Source organism: Bacillus sp. MYb78 (assembly GCF_002975115.1).
GTDB classification, from domain to species: Bacteria; Bacillota; Bacilli; order Bacillales; family Bacillaceae_G; genus Bacillus_A; species Bacillus_A cereus.
On record NZ_PCOB01000002.1, the window covers coordinates 96,681 to 117,242 of the forward strand.

The window sequence follows — 20,562 nt, forward strand, 5'->3', positions numbered from 1 at the left end:
CCCCTATTTTATGAATATGCTCTTTCCCAAAAGCGTTGTTTTGTCATAGCTTTAATAAATTCATTTGCTAGCCGCGTAGGGTCTTGTTCTATTAAAACACCAGGCTTTCCTTCGATATTTAAAGATTGAATAATAGAAGAGCCGTTTTGGAAGGAGCCAATCGGCTTAAAGTGATTATATGATTCTACGACAAATGAACTTGCTTTGTTAAGAAAATGATCATCCATCTTTCCGCCGATAAGAAGTAATCCATCATAAAGGAGTGGTGAGCCTGTTAAGAAAGTATCATTTACTTCCCATTGTCCATTTGGCGTTCCCTGCACTATGCCTAATCGTTCGGAAACGATCACTGGTTGAAGACCTACTTGTTTGAACTGATTTATTATATATTGTGCGCTTGGCCCATCATATCCATTTGCAACAATGACACCTACTCGTAATGTATTAGGGCTAAAGGTCGTATTTGCCATACTTAGTGCTGGAGATGATTTTGTAACGTTGGATTCTTGCACATTTGGGACTTTTGCTCCGAGAGCTTCTGCAACTAAAGTAGCCAATTCTGTACTAATATGTCCAATCATATCAACGACTTGTTGGCGGACAGATTTACTTTTGACTTTTCCTAATTCAAAGGAGAAAGCCTGCATAATGTGGATTTTTTCGACGTGACTCATACTATTCCAAAATAAACGAGCTTGAGAGAAGTGGTCTTTGAAGCTAGCGGCAGTTTCCCTTGTTTTATGACCAGATACAGTAGAAGGATATGTAACGAATCCCCCCTTTGTTCCAGGTACAGTATAAGGAGAATTATTTGCTAAGGAATTGTTATGGTAGGCAACTTTTCCTTTGTCGATTATATATTTAGACGCACCATCTCTTTGGTTGTTATGAAATGGGCATATTGGACGGTTAATCGGTAGTTCTTGATAATTTGTACCAACGCGTGCTAATTGTGTGTCTGTATAAGAAAAGAGTCTACCTTGTAAGAGAGGGTCATTGGTAAAGTCAATACCACGGACGATACTTCCAGGGTGTAGTGCCACTTGTTCAGTTTCAGCAAATACATTATCTACATTGCGATTTAAGGTCATTTTCCCAATGATTTTAACGGGGAAATCTTCTTCAGGCCAAATTTTCGTTGCATCTAATATATCGAAGTCGTATTTAAATTCGTCCTCTTCTTCTAAAATTTGAATGCCAAGTTCGTACTCAGGATAGTTTCCAGCATTAATATTTTCCCACAAATCACGGCGATGGTAATCTGGGTCAGCACCACCTAGTTTTTGTGCTTCATCCCAAATTAACGAATGAACGCCAAGCTTTGGCTTCCAGTGGAATTTCACGAATCGTGACTTTCCATTTTTATTAACTAGACGAAATGTATGAACGCCAAATCCTTGCATCATTCGAAAGCTTCTTGGAATTGCACGATCGGACATAATCCACATCATCATTGCAGCTGATTCTTGATTGTTGGCGATGAAGTCCCAAAAAGTATCATGTGCTGTTTGACCCTGTGGAATTTCATTATGTGGCTCTGGTTTAAGGGCGTGAATAAGATCAGGAAATTTAATGCCATCTTGAATAAAGAAAATGGGAATATTATTTCCTACTAAATCAAAATTTCCTTCTTCTGTATAAAATTTAACGGCGAATCCTCTTACATCTCGATTCGTTTCATTTGCTCCTTTTGATCCAGCTACTTCAGAGAAACGAATAAAAAGCGGTGTTTTTTTTGAAGGGTCTTGTAGAAAGTGGGTCATTGTTAGCTCTTCTAAAGATTCATATAACTCAAAAATGCCATGTGCTCCGTATCCTCGTGCGTGAACGACTCGTTCTGGAATTCGTTCACGGTCAAAGTGAGAAAGTTTTTCTCGCATAAGGAAATCTTCTAGAAGGGTAGGGCCACGATCACTGGCAGTTAAAGAGTTTTCATCATTTGAAATTTTAACACCTGTATTTGTTGTCATCTCCTTTCCTTCATTTTCACGCGTGAAAGATTGGAGTTGTTCTGTCTTTTTATTTTTTTTGCCGTCCATAAAAAACACCTCCCATAATATACGTATTATTGTTTATGTTTTTTATGCTTGTATATAGCATGAAGATGTTGCGTCGTTGGGATGATTTTCCTCAAATGTTCGATTTATCTTTGTTTGTCTATGAAAATCATTTATTATAATAAATGGTATTCTTCGAGATATTATTTTGAAGGGGTGTTGAAGTGAAAGAAAGTTTTCTATCATATAAAGAAGAAGAAAAGAATGCAAAAATCCTTTTATGGGTGTTATATGTCATTGTTATTGTATATCAAATTTTCTATGCAATCGTATTAGACGATAAATCAATAATGGATAAGGGATACAAAATAGTATGGCAAGTTATTTGCGGAGTAGCAATACTGTGCGTGAATATATATTTAATGAAAAAAGAGAAGGCAAAACTTGTTAAATATGCATGGATATTTGCATACATAGGGATAGAAATCGCTAATATATTTTCATATATTTTTTATAATAAGGCGGCGTTTGATGCGACAAATATAATAGAAATTATTCTCATTTTCTTTGTACCCATATTTTTAAATAAAAAATTCTATGTGTTTTTACTTTCCTCTATTGTAGGAAAATATTTAATTTATTTATTTGTATTAGAGGAAGTAAAAGCATTTATGTTCCTTATTATGTGTACACTTATGTTAATAGCTGCATATATCATTTTAAACCGATTTTTACAATATCTTTCAGCTGTAAAGGAAAGTATAGCGATTGCTAGTGAATCACAGAAATTAGCAGTAATCGGAAAAATGGCAGCGACGGTTGGACATGAAATTAAAAATCCACTCGCTTCATTAAAAGGATTTACGCAATTACAACGAGAGAAGCATGAAGAGGATCCTACTTATAAACGTATGATTTTTGAAATAGAAAATATGAATAATATGATAAGCGAGTTAATGGAAGTTGCTACATGCAAACCTTCTATTTATAAGAAACATGATGTAGGAAAAATTGTATTACAAGTAATAACAAGTCTTCGCGAAAAAATGAATGAATTAAACGTGCAGTTTATTTCGAATGTGGAAGAAAAAACAATAGAAGTTGAATGTGATGAACGAAAAATAAGAGGAGTCTTTTTATATACGATAAAAAATGCTTTAGAGGCAATGGAACAAGATGGCATATTACATGTAAGATTAGAAAATAAAGGGAAAGAGTATGTAATGATCAGCGTGATTGATAATGGTCATGGTATTAAGCAAGAAAACTTAATTCGTGTTACAGAGGCCTTTTATACAACGAAACAAGATAAAATTGGTCTGGGACTTACGGTAGCGAATCGAATTGTCGCCGAGCACCTTGGTGAGCTGCATATTTCAAGTGAAAGAGATACTGGAACGAGAATAGACATCATTCTCCCAAAGAAGTGTAGAAATACTGAAATCCAAGTGGAAGAAAAGCTAGGAGTTACCATATGAATAAAGGCTATATATTTAAAAACGAAGAAATAAAGGCGCTGAAAGCATTTTTAAGTTTATTTTTCATTATATTTTTTGTATATGATCTTGCCTATGAATGTATCGTACCGTTAATCGGTGGAGAGCAAGAAGGTGTAGGAGAGTTTGAAGATGGTTTAGGTTTATGGCTTTACTTTTTGATGGTAGTATTGTTTTGCGTTGGGATATACTTTATGAAATGGAAGAATGCTTTTGCGGTAAAGTATATTATTCTAATTGGCTATAATGTATTAGATTTTATCCATAACATTATGATTTATTATGGTAGCGATGCAGAATTTGACGGTGGAAATATAGTAGAAGGATTTTTTATTTTGTTTGCACCAATCTTTGTGAATAAAAGATATTTCTGGTTAGTTCCAGCGATACTTGTCGGAAAGTATGCTCTTACAGGAATCATTATTCAATCTTCTCTCGTTTTAATCCCAATGGCATTATATAGCGTATTTACTATCATATGTTGGATTATATTTTTGAGGGTTCAGTCTTATGTTCGTACGCTTGAGATGATGGACAAAGAAATAAAACAGACAGAAAAACTAGCAGCTGTTGGAAAGATGGCAACGGTTATTGGTTATAAGATTAGAAGACCTTTAGCAAACTTAAAAAAACTTGTGAATAAACAAGCAGACAAGCATCCAGAGGATAAAATTTATAGTGATATTATGAAACAAGAAGTAGATCGGATTCATATAATTGCTACAGAACTTAGTGGATTTGAGAAATCTAAATCACTAGAATCAGAAACTCATAACATACAAGAAATTATCTCTTATGTTATTCGAGTTATGGAAAAGCCTGCTTTAAAACAAGGAGTCTACATACAAGGTATTTACAGTAAAGACTTACCATCAATTTCATGTGATGAAAAACGATTAAAACAGGTCTTTTTTAATTTAATTAAAAATGCAATTGAAGCAATGTCAGTTGGCGGAACAATTACGATTAAAGTTACTGTAAAAGATGGAATCATCATTCAAGTGAAAGATGAGGGATGCGGCATTCCGAAAGATAAAATTCCAAAGTTAAATGAAGCCTTTTATACAACGAAAGAAACAGGAACTGGTCTAGGTTTAGTAGTTACAGAAAAAATTATTAAAGACCACGACGGTAAAATGAGTTTTGAAAGTGAAGTTGGGGTTGGAACGACGGTTGAGGTTATGTTACCACTGCATTAAATAGAAAAAACATCACTTCCAAATAAGTGATGTTTTTCTATTTTATCTTGCTATTTATGGATAGTAAAAATCTCATTTTATCGATAAAGAATGTATGATGTATTTCTAAGATCAAAATGTTTTTTTAAGTTTTTATTATGGATTTTCCAGTGGAAAATTTAGACTATAAAAATTAATTGTTTTTTTCTAAAAAAACTATTTTCTTTTTTGGGTTTTAATGGTATATTCAAAACACGATAAATAAATACCTATTTTTGGCACACTATTCGAAAGGATAGGTCGCAAAGCTAAGAGTCTAAAGTAATGAAAATTACTATGATAGTCTGGTTGCAGTTTGGATTTTCACACATAGTTGTATGTATGAAAATCGAAGAGGCAACCGGATTTTTTATTGTCTCAAAAAGAAAAAATAAATGGGCACACTATTCGAAAGGATAGGTCGCAAAGCTAAGAGTCTAAGGTAATGAAAATTACTATGATAGTCTGGTTGCAGTTTGGATTTTCACACATGTTGTGATGTATGAAAATCGAAAAGGCAACCAGATTTTTTATTGTCTCAAAAAGAAAAAATAAATGGGCACACTGTTCGAAAGGATAGGTCGCAAAGCTAAGAGTCTAAGGTAATGAAAATTACTATGATAGTCTGGTTGCAGTTTGGATTTTCACACATGTTGTGATGTATGAAAATCGAAAAGGCAACCAGGCTTTTTATTTTCTAGGAATACACATTATGATTGTAAATTTAGCTGAATAATAAATTTAATGTTCGAAATATTCGGTTCATAAGAAGTGAGGGAGGGAAGTACATTGCAAAATCAAATAGGTAAATTTGGGCGTATACTTCTCGCTGGAGGAATATTATTTACGCAAGTTGGTGTGCTAGATTACTCTGCAACGAAAGTTTATGCGGTTACAAACGACGAGCAAGGACGTTTTATCGTTCATATGGATAAACAAGAAATAAAAGTTGATGAAAATGTAGTATTAAAGATTACAAATACAAATAAACAAGATGCTAATATCGAGCTGAAATTATCTAATGAACAGCTGTTCAATGAAGCAGAAACGAAAAAAATGAACGAAAACAATAAAGCGATTCAAAACATTTCAGTAACAGAAGATCACATTGTAAAAATTGAAAAGAATGAACAAAGTAATTTTATCGGTGACGTATATGTAGTCATTCAAATGAAAAAAGCTGGAGAGTACAAATTTGAACCGATAGTGAAGTTTGAAGGGAATGAAAAGAAAATTGAATCTCCTTCTCTACATGTTGTAGAGAAAAAAGAGGCTTTAAATGTAGCTATTTCTGATGAAAATCCAAAGGCTTCAGAGGAAGTTATGAAAAAAGAAATAAGTGAAAAAGTGAAAGTATCGGAAGAAAATAAAAAACAAGAAATAAATTCTACTAATGCTGAAGTTCCAAAAGAAACGAAGACTTTAGCGAAAGAAAAGGTTAATGAAGAACTCGTATCAAAGGAAAATGAATTAAAAGAGAGCAATAAGGTAAACGAAAATAATCAGGAATTACCTGCTATTCAAGCTGAGAAGGTATTAAAGAGCCAATCTCTACTAGCTGCTAGTCCTGTTACAAGTATTCTTAAATATCCAAATGTAAAGGTAATAAATAATAGAACAGGTGAAGGGCCTTCTATCTCGGGTAAATATGCTTTTAGATTTGTTTGGAGCCCACAAGTAACATATGAGGTAAAGGGTAGTAGCAATGACAGAACTGGTCAAAGTCAATATACATTTAGAAATTCAAATAGAGAACAGTACGTATTAGTAAAAAAAGCTGGTGAATATCAAGGGAAATGGATTGATGTCCGTATTAATATTCACTCTATGACAGCTTCATCTGTAGATGTTAAAACACCAATAACTAAAGGTGATGCAAAAAACTTTTTACAATTATATGGGAACGGAAGGTCAGGACAAACTTATAATGCTTCCTTTGAATTTTATGAACACGGAACAAGTAAAAAAGTACCATTAACGGCAATGTGGAATTTCAAAAGGATAAATAGTTATAAAAATGTAACGTTACGTAATGATGGTAGTCATTTAACGAATTTATACGTGTATGATACGAGTTCAATTAGGTATCAAGACAAAGGGAATAATAAAATCGAGTTTTCTGGAACAGCAGGTCCAGTAGCTACTCCAGAAGCAGATATGACAATTACATTTGATAATTTAACAGAATTACCGCTAGAAGTTAGATTAAATGCTTCAGGTGTTAATGTATCATACGACCAATTAGCGATTGCACAAATTGAAATTCCAGCTCCAAGTGTAATAGGAGATATTGTGGAAGATAATTCCCGTCAACTTTCTTATAAGGTATATCAAAATATGCCTGCTCAATCGAAAGAGATTCACTATGCGAAATCTTTTGTATTAGAAAGTGAAGTGAATAAGGATTTTACTGTGAATGATGTTTCCATTCAAGATGTGGAGAGTGGAGATGATGTAAGTAGCTTCTTTGATATTAGCAGGACAAACAATAAAGTCACTGCGGTTGCGAAAGTAAATGCGCTAAAAACAGAAGAATTCAACGGGAAAATTTATGAAATGACAATTACAGGTTCTCCTGTAAAAGGTGCTAATGTAATGAAATATTATAAAGATGGTTATCTTGAAATACCGGTGTCAGCTAAAAATTATTTAGATGGCGATAAGAATGGACAAGATAGTAATCGAGATGGAATCGCAAAAATAAGGTATAAAGGTATTCCAACTGGGAAACCAGTCCCACAAAAAGTAGTGCAAGGAACAGATTTAACAAAAATGGATATTTCTAAATTTGTGACAGATTTATCTGTAGATACGAATTTGGATGTAGATAAACCAATATCAGTAGTGAAGTTAATCAATATTCCAGATACCAAAACAATAGGGAATCATACTGTAACGGTTGTAATTGAAACGAAGCAAGGTGTACAAGCGGAGATTCAAGTGCCGGTTACTGTCGTTGATGGGACTTTAAAGTTAGTAGACGTACCAAAAGAAATTACATTTGGAGATTTAACAATTCCATCGAAAACAACGACATACGCACCGAAGACGATTTCAAATCCTTTAAAGGTAACCGATGATCGTGTTAAAAAGCAAAAATGGAGTGTATATGTAAAGGAAATCACACCATTAACTTCAGCGCAAAATGACACATTGACAGGAGCATTGATTTACAAACGAAATGGAAAGGATACACCTTTAAGTACCTCTAGTATAGAAGCATTCTCGTATATTTCTAAAAACGATGAGGAGGTTTCACTAAATTGGAAGGAAAACGAAGGAATTCATTTACAAGTAAAACCAGGGCCGAATGTCAAAGCAAATACTAAATATGCTGGACAGCTAGAATGGACATTAACCGATGCTCCTCTCTAAAAACATATGAAATATATAAATTTTAGAAAGGAGAGAGTAATGAAAAAAATAGTTGGTATTATCGTTTCCACAGTTATATGTGTGCCGTTTCTTATGGCAAATGTAGTAACGGCTACAAGTACGAATTCAAAAGCGGGTATTACATTTTCGAATAGCTATACACCAAATACATCAACTGATCCGACAAAGATAAATACAAAAAAAGAGACAGTTGATAAAAATAAAAATGGAGATAAATATTTACCGAAAACAGGAGGCCAGACACGGGATTTCAAACAATATATAGGATTGTTTTCGATTGTTTTATCTCTATATGTATTCAAAAGAATTAGGGGAAAGCAAGTGTATTCAAAATAAAAAATAGATGAAAACAGAGAAAAGGGGAAGGTACATATGAAACTAGCAAAATTAGCATTAATCGGTGCAGTATCATTAACATCAGTTGCAGCAGTAGGAACTTCAGCATTTGCGGAAGAGAAAGCAAATATGAAATCAAAAACAGATGTAACGTTTATTGAAGATACAAGCACAACAGATCCAAACAATCCAGAAAATCCAAATGAAAAAGTTACACCAGAGAACCCTGGTGACCATGAAATAGGAACAAAAGGTCCATTAAGTATTAACTACGTTTCTAACTTACACTTCGGCGAGCAAGTTATCTCTGGTAATGATCAAACGTACTTTGCAAAATTGGATAAAGTGAAACAAGGGAGCAAAACAGTTGAAGTACCTAACTTCGTATCTGTAACAGATAACCGTGGTACAAATGCAGGATGGAAATTGAAAGTAAAGCAAAATGCACAATTTAAAAGTGGTAATAGTGAGTTAACAAATGCAGCTTTAAGCTTAAGTAACCCAGCTGTAAATTCTGTAACTGATGCACAATATGCACCTACAACATTTAAAAATAAAGTAACGCTAGCTCCAGGTGGAGATGCGGTGGAAATTACTACTGCCGCAAAGAATAAAGGTATGGGTGATTGGACGACTGCATTCGGTAAAGGAACAGAACAAGGTAAAAAGAGTGTGAGCTTATTCGTACCAGGTACGACAGCGAAAGAAAAAGGTGCGAAATATTCAGCTGAGTTAACTTGGACTTTAGAAGATACACCAAACTAAGCTTATACAAGATTGAAAATTAAGAATGACTGAATTTTAAAAATGATCATAAAGGGGTATAAAACTATGAAACTAGCAAAAATAGCATTAATTGGAGCGGTAACATTATCATCAGTATCAGTAGGAACGTCTGCATTTGCAGCTGAGAAAGATGGCGGGAAATTAGACTCAAAAGCATTCATTAAATTCGAGAAAAATACAGATAAAATTGATGTTGTTAATCCAGAGAATCCAGATGAAACTGTAGATCCAGTTGATCCAGATAAAAAAGGTACAGATGGTCCACTAAGTATTGATTATGTATCTAACTTCAACTTTAAAACACAAAAAGCATCAGGGAATAACGAAATCTACTTTGCAGAATTAGATAAAGTAAAGAAAAAAGTAGACGGTTCTGTAATTGACGTGCCGAACTACGTTCAAGTAACAGATAATCGTGGTACAAATGCTGGATGGCATTTAACAGTAAAACAAAATGGTCAATTCAAAACTGCAGATGATAAAGCGTTGGATGGCGCGGCATTAACATTAAAAAATTCAGCTTTGAAATCAAATGCAGGTAGCGACGTACCAACAGCAGAACAATCTATCACATTAAATCCAAGTGGTGCAGCATCTGATTTAATCGATGCAAAAGAAAACCAAGGTATAGGTACATGGGTAAATACGTTTGGTAAAGATGCAACAGAAGCGAAACAAAGCGTAGAGTTATCTGTACCAGGTAAAACGAAAAAAGAACAAACACAATACACAACTTCACTAACTTGGGAACTAACAGACGCTCCTATGTAAGTAAGAGGAATTTTAAGATAAAAGAGGAAAATGAGAAGAGATAAGGGAATGGCTTTAACCTTGTCTCTTTCTTGTCTATAAAATGGATATGAAGGGGATTACATAAGAGATGGTAAAAAAACTATTTACTAGCTTACTATTAATTACATTCTTCATGGTAAACGCTTTTTCAGTATATGCAGCTGAAATGAAATTCGCTGTGACAGCAGTTATACCAGAAAATCAAATTGATAAAAATCAAACGTATTTTGATTTGAAAATGCAACCTGGACAAAAGCAAACAATTCAAGTCCAAATGAAAAATGATACGAATAAAGAAGTTGTGGTAGAATCGTTTGCTAATACAGCAATTACGAATAGCAATGGTATTACAGATTATAGTACAGTAGAACCAAAAACGGATTCTACTTTGAAATATCCGTTTTCTAAAATTGCTAAAATGCCAAAAGAAACGAAAGTCCCAGCTAACAGCATAGTGACAGTTGATATAAACCTAGAAATGCCAAATGAGTCGTTTGATGGTGTTATTTTAGGTGGTTTATACTTTAAAGAAAAAGAAGATGAGAATGCAAAGAAAAAAGATGAAGGTGTGCAGATTGAAAATAAATATGCATACGCAATTGGTGTTGTTTTAAAAGAAACAGATGCTGAAGTAAAACCAGACATGAAATTAAACGAAGTAAAACCAACACAAATTAACGGGCGTAACGTTGTTACTACAAATTTACAAAACGTAAAGCCAGCAATGTTAAAAAATTTAAGTGTTGATGCAAAGATATATAAAGAAAAAGGTACAGACATTTTATTTGAAGCGAAAAAAGAAAATTTAAGAATGGCGCCAAACTCAAACTTTGATTACGCTATTAGCTGGGAAAACAAAGCATTTGATCCAGGAACGTACCGAGTAGAAGTGAAAGCCACTGATGGCAATCAAAAATGGGAATGGACGAAGAAATTTACAATTGAAGGAAAGACAGCTGATAAGTTAAATGATACAGCGGTAGAAGCGAAAAAAGACTACACACTATATTACATTATCGGCGGAGTACTACTGTTAATTATATTATTAGTTCTTGTATTCTTCTTAGGTAGACGTTCTAAAAAAGAGGACGATAACGAAAAAAAATATATTGATAGTGTAAAAAGAAATTAATGGATGTTTTACTAAGAAAAATATATAATGGCTTTGTCTGTTATTTGTTGTAGTTCATTTATATTTCTATTTGTTGACCCGAATCTCGGGTCTTTTTTTATGAAATGAATTGCTATATGTTAGTAATTAGAAAAACAGAATATACAGCACTTGCAGTATGAATATAAAGAGCGGTTGTATCCTCTCACAAAAATAGGTTTCCAGCTGTAATACTGGTAGCACCAGTAAAGTCGGTGCTACCAGTAGGTTCATTTTTCGGCACAACGAAAGCATTTACGTAGGTACATGTGCTTTCTCATTTATCTATTTTTCTGTGGTCGGTTGTATTGTGTATATAAATTAAAAAAATGATAGTGTTAGAGCCACCATTTCTCCTGCGGAAGCAAAATAACATCCACATCAAAATTCTCTTTAAACCAATCATACATCAATGTCTCTTTCACTAAATATTCAGAGGCAGAGTGTGACACCCCAATTAGAGACATATTCGTTTCTTTTACATAATCCATAATGAGAGAGTATTTATGTCGGCCGTAATCATTGTCGATATGGCAATGGATTTCTCCTGTAATATATGCTTCAGCACCTTTTTCTTCTGCTTCCTTCATTAAAGATACAACATCGCCACATCCAGCGATAATTGCGATTTTTTTGATGGAATCATGTCGTTTCCCTTCGAAGTCTGTGTAAGGAATCTGGAAGAGTTGTTTTAGATGTTTTTGGAGTGCTTCTGTTGATGTTTCATCTATTTCACAAATAAGGCCAACTGGTTCTTGTTCTGGACCTCCATATGCAAAGTGGTCCACTACAGTAGCGTTTAATGCTTTTGCAATTGAAATACTCGTTCCATGTGTTTGATGAAAATCCATTGGTACGTGACATGTATATATAGAAAGTTGTTTTTCTTTTATTTCTTGCAAATATTTTTCAGGGATTGGTATGAAACCGCGGCCTGATCTTCCAATTGGATCACCACACTCCATTACAAGGGGATGGTGCATAAAGAGTAAATCACCAGGTGTGGATTGTGAAATGAATGTTTCAAGAATGTCATTTGTAGGGAATACAGCTAAAAATACTTTGTTTACATTTTCAGATCCGTGCATCATAAGGCCGTTAAATAAATCTACAAAATTTGCTTCGAAAAATTGTTGCCAAGGAAATTTGATAGGATCATATACGGCTGGGATAAATCGACTAAAGGCACTATCTTTTCTGTATTTTTCAATTTGGAATAAGTGATCGAGTGATTGCTCTATTTTTTTTAAGGCTGGCATGTTTAATAATCCTCCTTAAGATGATTCTTGCTTTATGAGTTGTTTGTATTCTTCGTAGCAAAATAAGAAGCGGATAGGAAACAAATAAAACCTAGAATCCAGCCAATAGAAGGAGAATAGGGAAGTACATGCTGTAATAGCATTCCGCTAGAAATGAAGAAACTACTAAATAGACCTAATAACATAGGATATCGTTGTAGTTTGAACACAGATAGTAAACATCCTTTCTCCTGCATGAACTACTCATAAAAGCTCGATTGCTGAAACTTTATCACATACATTGTATATTAGTCTTAATTTTCTGTATATAACTTTTAAGAAAAATGGTGATACAATATATGAATGATAAGAGAAGAGAGGATGAAGATTAACATATGTACGTTACTGTAACAGAAGCAGCATATAAAAAGATTATGGATACGATTCCAAGTGAAGCGAAATATATAAAGTTATTTTACGATAATGAGGGTTGCGGTTGTGTCATGAGTGGAATCATCGATTTAGTAGCTGTAGCAGAAAAAGATGAGCGCGATGTGGATATTGAATCAAGCACAATGAATTTTATCGCTGATCGTACAAAGCTTGTATTTATGGACGATAAGTTAACGGTTGATTGGCATGAAGGTGGAGGAACTTTTCAGTTGAAGAGCCCAAGCCAGTTTTATAATCCAAATATGAAATTACACGTTCGAGTATAGTAAAGGAAATGTGAGTCCAAAATGTATTTTGGATTCACATTTTTTTATTTTATAAGGCGCTATTATTGTCGATTTTTGTTGATAAGTCGATATATTGAAAAAATCGCCGATATAATTTCATTTACCAAAACGTCCCAATAGTAAAAAGGTTTTTTCACATAATGAAATGTACATGTGATTGAATTTTCTGTATAATCTTATTTGCGGAGGGGATACGCATGAGAAGATGGGGAATTGAGTTATTAATTTTAAGTGTTGTTATTATTTGGGGGATTAACTATACGATTGCAAAGTATGGATTTTTAGAATTTACAGCAATTGAATTTACTGCACTTCGTATGATGGCGGCGGCACCGCTCCTGTTACTTCTTACCTTTTTTATTGAAAAATCGGTTTATATGGAGCGAAAGGATATACCTAGATTAATCATCGTTAGCGTTGTAGGTATTGTACTGTATCAAACGTTATTTATGGAAACTGTCAAATATACATCCGCTACAAATGCCTCTTTACTCATTTCTATTTCACCTATTTTTACAACTGTATTTGCGATTTTTCTGAAACAAGAAAATTTTTCTTCTCGAAAGTTAATCGGTTCTATGATTGCTTTTGTTGGTGCAGCATTAGTTTTAGTAGCAGGACATTCACTTACTAGTTCTTTTTATGGCAATGGAATTGGACTTATTACATCAATATGCTGGGGGCTTTATCCTGTTTTAGCAGGACCATTAATTAAAAAATATTCAGCATTACGTGTTACAGCATGGTCTGCATTAGTGGGTGCGATTCCGCTATTATTGTTAAGTGGTCCGCATGTGTTTGTCATGCCATTTCACATTACTCACGGAATGACACTATTTGCTTTACTATATTCTATTTTCTTTGTCACAGTATTTGGTCTAGTAATGTGGTATGTTGGTGTTCAAAAAATTGGGGCGTCACATACGATGGTATATATGTATATAACGCCGCTTGTAGCTGTTTTATTTGCAGCTGTCTGGGCAAATGAATATGTATCGTTTCAACAAATCATCGGTGGAATTATCATTTTTGTCGGTCTATGGTTTGTGAAATCGGAGAAAGTAAAAGTTCATTCTATTGCAGGGGAACCTATATCAAAATAGGAAAACAGATCACCTATGATCTGCTTTCCTATTTTTTTATTTTTGGTAAGAAGATGAGAAATAAGATAGCAGTAATAAGTGGAATTAAGTTTAAAAATGGAATACGGAAGAGTGTAATAAGAATAATACCTGGAAGAAGAACACCGAGGACAGCGTAAAAAATGCTATGGTTTTTCGTGTACCAATACAATGAAAGTCCGATAAGTGCAGGGATAATGAGGTGAATGAGAGCCATTAAAAAATAAATCATTAGACGCCCCCTTTATTTGTGTGCTTATTACATCATATCCGTATGTTCATAGATTGATATCATTTTTTTCATAAATGGACGAAAAAAGTTTGAAAAACCGTCACAAAATATGAGAATATGATGTTTGAAATCTTGTATAATATTATTTTCTAAAAGCATTTAAACAACATAAACATACTGTTTATGTTGTTTTTAATTTGAGTGAAATGGATGTAAGGAATATGGATTTGAAAGAAATTTTTTTTTGGATAGATAAGAACGAATGAAGAGAGGTACAGCATGATTAGTATGTCACTAAGATCATTTAAAATCCAATCGTATTATATACTAGGTATTTTGTTACTAGGTTGGATGTTAACACCGTTTTCAGCACACTTTTTAGGCGCTGGAATTGGGCTTATTGTAAGTATGTATTGCGTTTGGCTTCTAGGGAGAAGAATTGAGAAGCTTGGAGATAGTATTGTAAAGAAGACGAAAGCACCGACACTCGGTATGTTTAACCGTTTTGCAGCTGCCATTTTGGGTGCTATTATTATGTACGAAATTGAGCACCACATGGTTATGTGGGCATTTGCAGTAGGGATTATGGGTGGTTATTTCTTAATCGTTGTGAATTTAGGATACTATAGCATGAAAGATGAGAAAGAACTAACAAAGAGCTAAAAGAGATAAAAAGATAAAAGACTTCTTTTTAGATGGAATAGATGATCCAGCCACGAATAGAAGCGGTCAGGGCCTTTTTTAACCCCATATGATGTGAAACCCGAGAGATGTAGCGAGTAGGGATATAATGTATATATTCGAAGCTGTAATTTTATAATCTAGGTCACAGATGAAGAGATTAGCATTTCACTTTATATAAGATATAGAAAGAAGCTTACGTTTTCACGTAAGCTTCTTTTTTATGTAAGTGTGTGTAACCGTTAAGCCGCATTGGGTTTTGTCGGTGAGTACGCGAAACTTTACGGTTACAAGACACTTATTCATATGAGTAAAGGGTTATTCCAACAGAAAGTTTTAATTTAAGCGATTGGACCGCCTAAGTTAATAATATCTTCAGAAACGCTTTCGAACTTTTTGAAGTTCTCTTTGAATTCATTTGCAAGCTCGATTGCTTTTGCTTTGTAAGCAGCTTTATCAGCCCAAGTTTGTTCAGGCATTAACACTTCGTCAGGTACACCTGGTACGTGAAGTGGAACTTCAAGACCGAAGATATCATGTTTAGCTGTTTCAGTTTTTGCAAGTTCGCCGTTTAATGCTGCTTGAATCATTGCACGAGTATAACCTAAGTTCATACGTTTACCAACGCCGTATTCGCCGCCAGTCCAGCCAGTGTTTACTAGGAATACTTTCGCATCGTGTTTCTCGATTTTTTCACCAAGCATTTCAGCGTAGCGAGATGCATCAAGTGGTAAGAATGGTGAACCGAAGCAAGTTGAGAATGTAGCTTGCGGAGATGTAACGCCGCGCTCTGTTCCTGCTAGTTTACTAGTGTAACCACTTAAGAAATGATACATAGCTTGCTCTTTTGATAACTTACTGATTGGAGGCAATACGCCAGATGCATCAGCAGTTAAGAAAATAATTGTATTTGGGTGTCCAGCAACACTTGGCAGTACGATATTGTCGATCGCATGCATAGGGTATGCAGCACGAGTATTTTCTGTTAAAGTAGTATCGTTGTAGTCTGCGATACGCGTTTGGTCATTAATGATAACGTTTTCTAAAACAGATCCAAATTTGATTGCATCGAAAATTTGTGGTTCTTTCTCGTGAGAAAGGTTTACACATTTTGCATAGCAACCACCTTCAATATTGAATACACCGTTATCAGACCAACCGTGCTCATCATCACCGATTAATTTACGGTTTGGATCAGCAGATAATGTTGTTTTACCTGTTCCAGATAAACCGAAGAATAGTGCTACGTCGCCTTCTTCACCTACGTTTGCAGAGCAATGCATAGAAAGGATATCTTGTTCAGGTAATAAGAAGTTCATAATAGAGAAGATTGATTTTTTCATTTCTCCAGCGTATTCTGTACCACCAATTAGTACGATACGTTTTTCGAATGAAACCATAATGAATGCTTCAGAGTTTGTACCGTCAACAGCTGGATCAGCTTTGAAATTCGGTGCAGAAACAATTGTGAACTCTGATTCATGAGTTGTTAATTCTTCTTCAGTTGGACGAATGAATAATTGATGTACAAATAAATTGTGCCATGCATATTCGTTAATAACTTGAATTGGTAGGCGGTAATTGCGGTCAGCGCCTGCAAATCCTTTGAAGACGAATAACTCTTCTTTTTCTTTTAAGTATTCTAAAACTTTAGTATATAATTTATTAAAATGTTCTTCAGAAATCGGTTGGTTCACAGCTCCCCAAGCAATTTTGTCAGCAACCGATGCTTCTTTCACAATAAATTTATCTTTAGGAGAACGTCCTGTATATTTTCCAGTTGAAGCAGAAACGGCACCAGTCGAAGTTAATTTCCCTTCATTTCGCATTAATACTTTTTCCACTAATTGCGGAACACTTAGTTGAATCTGTGCATTGCTTCCGTTCAATAATTCGTGTAAACCAATTTGGACATTCACAGTACTCATATTTATATACCATCCTTTTCATTTAATGAAATATTTCTCGTAATCCCCAACAAGAGTATAACACAATTATATAAATAATGTATACTATTTATTTCTTTTTGTTTGTGTGAATGCATTATTTCCCTATTAATATTTCATTTCAGGCGTATTGAGAAAAACTTTCAGGAAAATGTGAATATTAATTGACAAATGAATATCATTTCTTTAGTATAGGTTGGGACGGATACTCTCTTATCCCGAGCTGGCGGAGGGACAGGCCCGATGAAGCCCAGCAACCTCACTTGTATTGATAAATGCAGGTGAATAGGTGCTAAAACCTGTGCGAGGCTACAGGTCTCGAACGATAAGAGCGAAGGGCAAAAAGCAGTATGCAAGTAGCAAATTAAACCTTTCCTCTATGTAAAGTAGGAAAGGTTTTTCTGTATGCTTGTGTGGGAGAATAAATGTATGTCGCAGTTTGTGGCAAATTAAGGATGAGTTCCGTACAATATATACAATTACTGTAGGGAGGTTTACCACATGACAAAAAAACGTCATCTGTTCACATCTGAGTCTGTAACTGAAGGACATCCAGATAAAATTTGTGACCAAATTTCTGATTCAATTTTAGATGCGATCTTATCAAAAGACGCAAATGCACGTGTAGCTTGTGAAACAACTGTAACAACTGGTTTAGTATTGGTAGCGGGGGAAATTACGACTTCTACTTACGTAGATATTCCAAAAATCGTTCGTGAAACAATTCAAGGCATTGGTTACACACGCGCAAAATACGGATTCGATGCAGAAACTTGTGCTGTTTTAACATCTATCGATGAGCAGTCTGCTGACATCGCTATGGGTGTTGACCAAGCGCTAGAAGCACGCGAAGGTCAAATGACTGACGCTGAGATTGAGGCAATTGGTGCAGGAGACCAAGGTTTAATGTTTGGTTTCGCATGTAATGAAACACAAGAGTTAATGCCACTTCCAATCTCGCTTGCTCACAAATTAGCTCGCCGTTTAACTGAAGTACGTAAAGATGATACATTATCATACTTACGTCCAGATGGAAAAACGCAAGTTACAGTTGAGTATGATGAAAATGGTAAACCAGTACGTGTTGATACTATCGTAATTTCTACACAACATCACCCAGATGTTACATGGGAAGAAATCGATCGCGACTTAAAAGAGCACGTAATTAAAGCTGTAGTACCAGCAGAATTAATGGATGGAGAAACAAAATTCTTCATTAATCCAACTGGCCGCTTTGTAATTGGTGGACCACAAGGTGATGCTGGTTTAACAGGACGTAAAATCATCGTTGATACTTACGGTGGATACGCTCGCCATGGCGGCGGTGCATTCTCTGGTAAAGATGCAACAAAAGTTGACCGTTCTGCAGCATATGCAGCTCGTTATGTTGCGAAAAACATCGTAGCAGCTGGTCTTGCTGACAAAGCAGAAGTACAACTTGCATACGCAATCGGTGTAGCACAACCAGTATCAATTTCAGTTGATACATTCGGCACAGGTAAAGTATCTGAAGACGTACTAGTAGAACTAGTTCGTAACAACTTCGATCTTCGCCCAGCTGGTATTATTAAAATGCTAGACTTACGTCGCCCAATTTACAAACAAACAGCAGCTTACGGCCACTTCGGACGTACTGATGTAGATCTTTCATGGGAACGTACAGACAAAGCTGCAGCTTTAAAAGAGCAAGCTGGTCTATAATATATGAAAAAAAGCTTTGCGCGGTGAGCGCAAAGCTTTTTTTATTTCGTTTTACTTACAATTTGAATGCATGATTTGCAATATACTTCGCCTTCTAGCTCAATATACTTTTTCGTATTAGTCATGCCTTTTCATACGTTTGTATTTCCTTTTTACATGATTTACAAAGGGTGGGTTTCTACTGGAACATATGCAATCAACCTTTCATTTGACGTGCTTTACCTGCGCAAAAGGCACTGCTTAGTAAAAATAGTGTCGCGAATATAATGCTTACTAATGTAGCGTATGGAATTGCACCTTTTAAGGAAAAGCCGACAGTGATTGAAGCGATGAATAAGAGGATGAATGTTGTTGTTAATTTTTTATAAAGTTCCATACCATGTAGACCTCCAATTTATTTTTTAGTACAAGTTTTAAAATTGAATTCTATTATGTAGAAAATATAAAGAGTAGCTAAAGATGTGTAGTCTAGGAGTATAAGAAAGTGCACTTTCCTTTTTGTGGGTTAGTATACTTATATTGTATCATGGCGCATTATTGGCTTCATACATAATTGTGTAAAGATATGTATGATAAAATGAAGAAAAGTCTTTAAGAAAGGAAAGATAAAAAATGAGTGTAACTGAACATAAAAAACAAGCTCCAAAAGAAGTGCGTTGCAAGATTGTTACGATTTCCGATACACGTACGGAAGAAACGGATAAGAGCGGACAACTATTACATGAATTGTTAAAAGAAGCGGGCCATACAGTAACTTCTTATGAAATTGTAAAAGATGATAAAGAAAGTATTCAGCAAGCAGTGTTAGCTGGTTATCATAAGGAAGATGTAGATGTTGTATTAACAAATGGCGGTACTGGTATTACGAAGCGTGATGTAACAATTGAAGCAGTGTCAGCTCTATTAGATAAAGAGATTGTCGGGTTTGGTGAGCTGTTCCGCATGATTAGTTATTTAGAAGATATCGGAAGCAGTGCAATGTTAAGTAGAGCGATTGGCGGTACAATTGGACGCAAAGTAGTTTTCTCGATGCCAGGGTCGAGCGGAGCGGTTCGTCTTGCGATGAATAAATTAATTTTACCGGAATTAGGCCATATTACATTTGAGCTGCATCGCCAATGAGTAAGTGGGTTGGAATTGTATTAGCGGGCGGTATGTCGAGTAGATTCGGTGAGCCAAAAGCGTTAGCGAGCTGGCAAGATAGTACTTTTATTGAGCATATTTTGAAAGAGATGACGAGTGTGCTCCAAGAAGTTGTAGTCATCAGTCATTCTGATATAAAAGAGCGAGTAGAGCAATTCGTACAAGTTCCTGTTATAGAAGATATTCCGCACTATAAAGGAAATGGGCCGCTTGCCGGCATTGTATCAGGAATGGAATACATAGAAGCAGATTGGTACGCTATTATGCCTTGCGATGCGCCAAATGTTTCGCATGAATGGTTTACCATTTTACTGGAGCAAACGAGCAATGAATATGATGCGGTTGTACCTATTATTAATGGAAGAAAACAGCCGCTACTTGCAGCGTATCATAACCGCGTGAAAGAAAAGATTTATGCTTTACTTCAGGAAGAAAAAAGAAGTATGGGGCAGCTTTTATCACAATGTAATGTGAAGTATGTTTCTGGAGAAGATGTACAAGTGAATGCGGGTTGGTTTATAAATGTAAATACGAAAGAAGAATATGTGCAGGCTCAAAAAGACCTTTCAAATGAATGAAAGGTTTTTTTG

19 protein-coding genes and 4 riboswitches are annotated in these 20,562 nt (G+C 35.0%); of the genes, 13 read left to right on the plus strand and 6 right to left on the minus strand.

The window, feature by feature from the left end:
* Positions 1 to 8: 8 nt before the first annotated feature.
* On the minus strand, positions 9 to 2,039 hold the full coding sequence (locus tag CQ064_RS04370; RefSeq protein WP_000348767.1) for a catalase: 2,031 nt from the start codon (positions 2,037 to 2,039) through the stop codon (positions 9 to 11).
* A gap of 182 nt (positions 2,040 to 2,221) precedes the next feature.
* Between CQ064_RS04370 and CQ064_RS04375 the strand changes: the two genes are divergently transcribed.
* The 7 genes from CQ064_RS04375 (at position 2,222) to CQ064_RS04405 (ending at position 11,152) form a co-directional block, all read left to right on the plus strand.
* Positions 2,222 to 3,475 carry an ATP-binding protein gene (locus tag CQ064_RS04375; RefSeq protein ID WP_000664860.1) on the plus strand — a complete coding sequence of 418 codons (1,254 nt, stop codon included), beginning with the start codon at positions 2,222 to 2,224 and terminating at the stop codon, positions 3,473 to 3,475.
* On the plus strand, positions 3,472 to 4,692 hold the full coding sequence (locus tag CQ064_RS04380) for an ATP-binding protein (protein WP_001032625.1): 1,221 nt from the start codon (positions 3,472 to 3,474) through the stop codon (positions 4,690 to 4,692). Before CQ064_RS04375 ends, CQ064_RS04380 begins: the two co-directional genes overlap by 4 nt.
* 246 nt (positions 4,693 to 4,938) lie before the next feature.
* Positions 4,939 to 5,027: riboswitch (cyclic di-GMP riboswitch) on the plus strand.
* Between the two features lie 71 nt (positions 5,028 to 5,098).
* A riboswitch (cyclic di-GMP riboswitch) is annotated at positions 5,099 to 5,187 on the plus strand.
* A gap of 71 nt (positions 5,188 to 5,258) precedes the next feature.
* A riboswitch (cyclic di-GMP riboswitch) is annotated at positions 5,259 to 5,347 on the plus strand.
* A 152-nt stretch (positions 5,348 to 5,499) separates the two neighbouring features.
* Complete coding sequence (locus CQ064_RS04385) at positions 5,500 to 8,085, plus strand: WxL domain-containing protein (protein ID WP_001180904.1); 2,586 nt, start codon at positions 5,500 to 5,502, stop codon at positions 8,083 to 8,085.
* A gap of 39 nt (positions 8,086 to 8,124) precedes the next feature.
* Complete coding sequence (locus tag CQ064_RS04390; RefSeq protein WP_000724871.1) at positions 8,125 to 8,442, plus strand: EF2685/EF0750 family sortase-dependent surface protein; 318 nt, start codon at positions 8,125 to 8,127, stop codon at positions 8,440 to 8,442.
* Positions 8,443 to 8,478: 36 nt separating this feature from the next.
* On the plus strand, positions 8,479 to 9,207 hold the full coding sequence (locus tag CQ064_RS04395; protein WP_000761531.1) for a WxL domain-containing protein: 729 nt from the start codon (positions 8,479 to 8,481) through the stop codon (positions 9,205 to 9,207).
* A gap of 66 nt (positions 9,208 to 9,273) precedes the next feature.
* The gene (locus CQ064_RS04400; protein WP_000761507.1) at positions 9,274 to 9,999 is read left to right on the plus strand and encodes a WxL domain-containing protein; all 726 of its coding nucleotides are present in this window, start codon (positions 9,274 to 9,276) and stop codon (positions 9,997 to 9,999) included.
* Between the two features lie 109 nt (positions 10,000 to 10,108).
* Positions 10,109 to 11,152, plus strand: coding sequence for a WxLIP family cell surface protein (locus tag CQ064_RS04405; protein WP_000239424.1), 1,044 nt, complete (start codon positions 10,109 to 10,111; stop codon positions 11,150 to 11,152).
* 356 nt (positions 11,153 to 11,508) lie between these two features.
* On the opposite strand, the gene CQ064_RS04410 is transcribed toward CQ064_RS04405, so the two are convergent.
* Both CQ064_RS04410 and CQ064_RS33335 read right to left on the minus strand, forming a co-directional pair.
* On the minus strand, positions 11,509 to 12,429 hold the full coding sequence (locus CQ064_RS04410; RefSeq protein ID WP_001111128.1) for a Nif3-like dinuclear metal center hexameric protein: 921 nt from the start codon (positions 12,427 to 12,429) through the stop codon (positions 11,509 to 11,511).
* A gap of 32 nt (positions 12,430 to 12,461) precedes the next feature.
* Entirely contained in the window at positions 12,462 to 12,638 is a 177-nt protein-coding gene (locus tag CQ064_RS33335) for a hypothetical protein (protein ID WP_015406513.1), read from the minus strand.
* 165 nt (positions 12,639 to 12,803) lie between these two features.
* On the opposite strand from CQ064_RS33335, the gene CQ064_RS04420 reads away from it, so the two are divergent.
* The gene (locus tag CQ064_RS04420) at positions 12,804 to 13,127 is read left to right on the plus strand and encodes an iron-sulfur cluster biosynthesis family protein (protein ID WP_000289570.1); all 324 of its coding nucleotides are present in this window, start codon (positions 12,804 to 12,806) and stop codon (positions 13,125 to 13,127) included.
* A 218-nt stretch (positions 13,128 to 13,345) separates the two neighbouring features.
* Positions 13,346 to 14,251, plus strand: a complete 906-nt coding sequence (locus tag CQ064_RS04425) for a DMT family transporter (protein WP_001255404.1) — start codon at positions 13,346 to 13,348, stop codon at positions 14,249 to 14,251.
* A gap of 28 nt (positions 14,252 to 14,279) precedes the next feature.
* Here the strand turns inward: CQ064_RS04425 and CQ064_RS04430 are convergent, their stop codons facing one another.
* The gene (locus tag CQ064_RS04430) at positions 14,280 to 14,501 is read right to left on the minus strand and encodes a hypothetical protein (RefSeq protein WP_000639042.1); all 222 of its coding nucleotides are present in this window, start codon (positions 14,499 to 14,501) and stop codon (positions 14,280 to 14,282) included.
* Between the two features lie 279 nt (positions 14,502 to 14,780).
* Here CQ064_RS04430 and CQ064_RS04435 point away from each other — a divergent pair, with 279 nt between their 5' ends.
* Entirely contained in the window at positions 14,781 to 15,164 is a 384-nt protein-coding gene (locus CQ064_RS04435; RefSeq protein WP_000624926.1) for an ATP synthase subunit I, read from the plus strand.
* Positions 15,165 to 15,523: 359 nt separating this feature from the next.
* Here the strand turns inward: CQ064_RS04435 and pckA are convergent, their stop codons facing one another.
* Positions 15,524 to 17,110: a phosphoenolpyruvate carboxykinase (ATP) gene (pckA, locus tag CQ064_RS04440; RefSeq protein ID WP_000108799.1), complete on the minus strand. Its 1,587-nt coding sequence runs from the start codon at positions 17,108 to 17,110 to the stop codon at positions 15,524 to 15,526.
* A 228-nt stretch (positions 17,111 to 17,338) separates the two neighbouring features.
* A riboswitch (SAM riboswitch) is annotated at positions 17,339 to 17,460 on the plus strand.
* A 169-nt stretch (positions 17,461 to 17,629) separates the two neighbouring features.
* Here pckA and metK point away from each other — a divergent pair.
* Entirely contained in the window at positions 17,630 to 18,829 is a 1,200-nt protein-coding gene (gene metK / locus CQ064_RS04450; protein WP_000163117.1) for a methionine adenosyltransferase, read from the plus strand.
* Positions 18,830 to 19,025: 196 nt separating this feature from the next.
* Here metK and CQ064_RS04460 read toward each other — a convergent pair whose 3' ends face one another.
* Positions 19,026 to 19,205 carry a hypothetical protein gene (locus CQ064_RS04460; protein WP_000424797.1) on the minus strand — a complete coding sequence of 60 codons (180 nt, stop codon included), beginning with the start codon at positions 19,203 to 19,205 and terminating at the stop codon, positions 19,026 to 19,028.
* A gap of 236 nt (positions 19,206 to 19,441) precedes the next feature.
* Between CQ064_RS04460 and CQ064_RS04465 the strand changes: the two genes are divergently transcribed.
* Both CQ064_RS04465 and CQ064_RS04470 read left to right on the plus strand, forming a co-directional pair.
* On the plus strand, positions 19,442 to 19,951 hold the full coding sequence (locus tag CQ064_RS04465) for a MogA/MoaB family molybdenum cofactor biosynthesis protein (protein WP_000117130.1): 510 nt from the start codon (positions 19,442 to 19,444) through the stop codon (positions 19,949 to 19,951).
* On the plus strand, positions 19,948 to 20,550 hold the full coding sequence (locus tag CQ064_RS04470) for a molybdenum cofactor guanylyltransferase (RefSeq protein ID WP_000049580.1): 603 nt from the start codon (positions 19,948 to 19,950) through the stop codon (positions 20,548 to 20,550). Before CQ064_RS04465 ends, CQ064_RS04470 begins: the two co-directional genes overlap by 4 nt.
* The last annotated feature ends 12 nt before the right edge of the window (positions 20,551 to 20,562 follow it).

Coding starts and splice junctions, on each gene's coding strand:
- CQ064_RS04370 (WP_000348767.1), bottom strand. CDS start 2,039: ATGGACGGCAAAAAAAATAAAAAGACAGAACAACTCCAATCTTTCACG.
- CQ064_RS04380 (WP_001032625.1), top strand. CDS start 3,472: ATGAATAAAGGCTATATATTTAAAAACGAAGAAATAAAGGCGCTGAAA.
- CQ064_RS04390 (WP_000724871.1), top strand. CDS start 8,125: ATGAAAAAAATAGTTGGTATTATCGTTTCCACAGTTATATGTGTGCCG.
- CQ064_RS04395 (WP_000761531.1), top strand. CDS start 8,479: ATGAAACTAGCAAAATTAGCATTAATCGGTGCAGTATCATTAACATCA.
- CQ064_RS04400 (WP_000761507.1), top strand. CDS start 9,274: ATGAAACTAGCAAAAATAGCATTAATTGGAGCGGTAACATTATCATCA.
- CQ064_RS04405 (WP_000239424.1), top strand. CDS start 10,109: ATGGTAAAAAAACTATTTACTAGCTTACTATTAATTACATTCTTCATG.
- CQ064_RS04410 (WP_001111128.1), bottom strand. CDS start 12,429: ATGCCAGCCTTAAAAAAAATAGAGCAATCACTCGATCACTTATTCCAA.
- CQ064_RS04420 (WP_000289570.1), top strand. CDS start 12,804: ATGTACGTTACTGTAACAGAAGCAGCATATAAAAAGATTATGGATACG.
- CQ064_RS04425 (WP_001255404.1), top strand. CDS start 13,346: ATGAGAAGATGGGGAATTGAGTTATTAATTTTAAGTGTTGTTATTATT.
- CQ064_RS04430 (WP_000639042.1), bottom strand. CDS start 14,501: ATGATTTATTTTTTAATGGCTCTCATTCACCTCATTATCCCTGCACTT.
- CQ064_RS04435 (WP_000624926.1), top strand. CDS start 14,781: ATGATTAGTATGTCACTAAGATCATTTAAAATCCAATCGTATTATATA.
- pckA (WP_000108799.1), bottom strand. CDS start 17,110: ATGAGTACTGTGAATGTCCAAATTGGTTTACACGAATTATTGAACGGA.
- metK (WP_000163117.1), top strand. CDS start 17,630: ATGACAAAAAAACGTCATCTGTTCACATCTGAGTCTGTAACTGAAGGA.
- CQ064_RS04460 (WP_000424797.1), bottom strand. CDS start 19,205: ATGGAACTTTATAAAAAATTAACAACAACATTCATCCTCTTATTCATC.
- CQ064_RS04465 (WP_000117130.1), top strand. CDS start 19,442: ATGAGTGTAACTGAACATAAAAAACAAGCTCCAAAAGAAGTGCGTTGC.
- CQ064_RS04470 (WP_000049580.1), top strand. CDS start 19,948: ATGAGTAAGTGGGTTGGAATTGTATTAGCGGGCGGTATGTCGAGTAGA.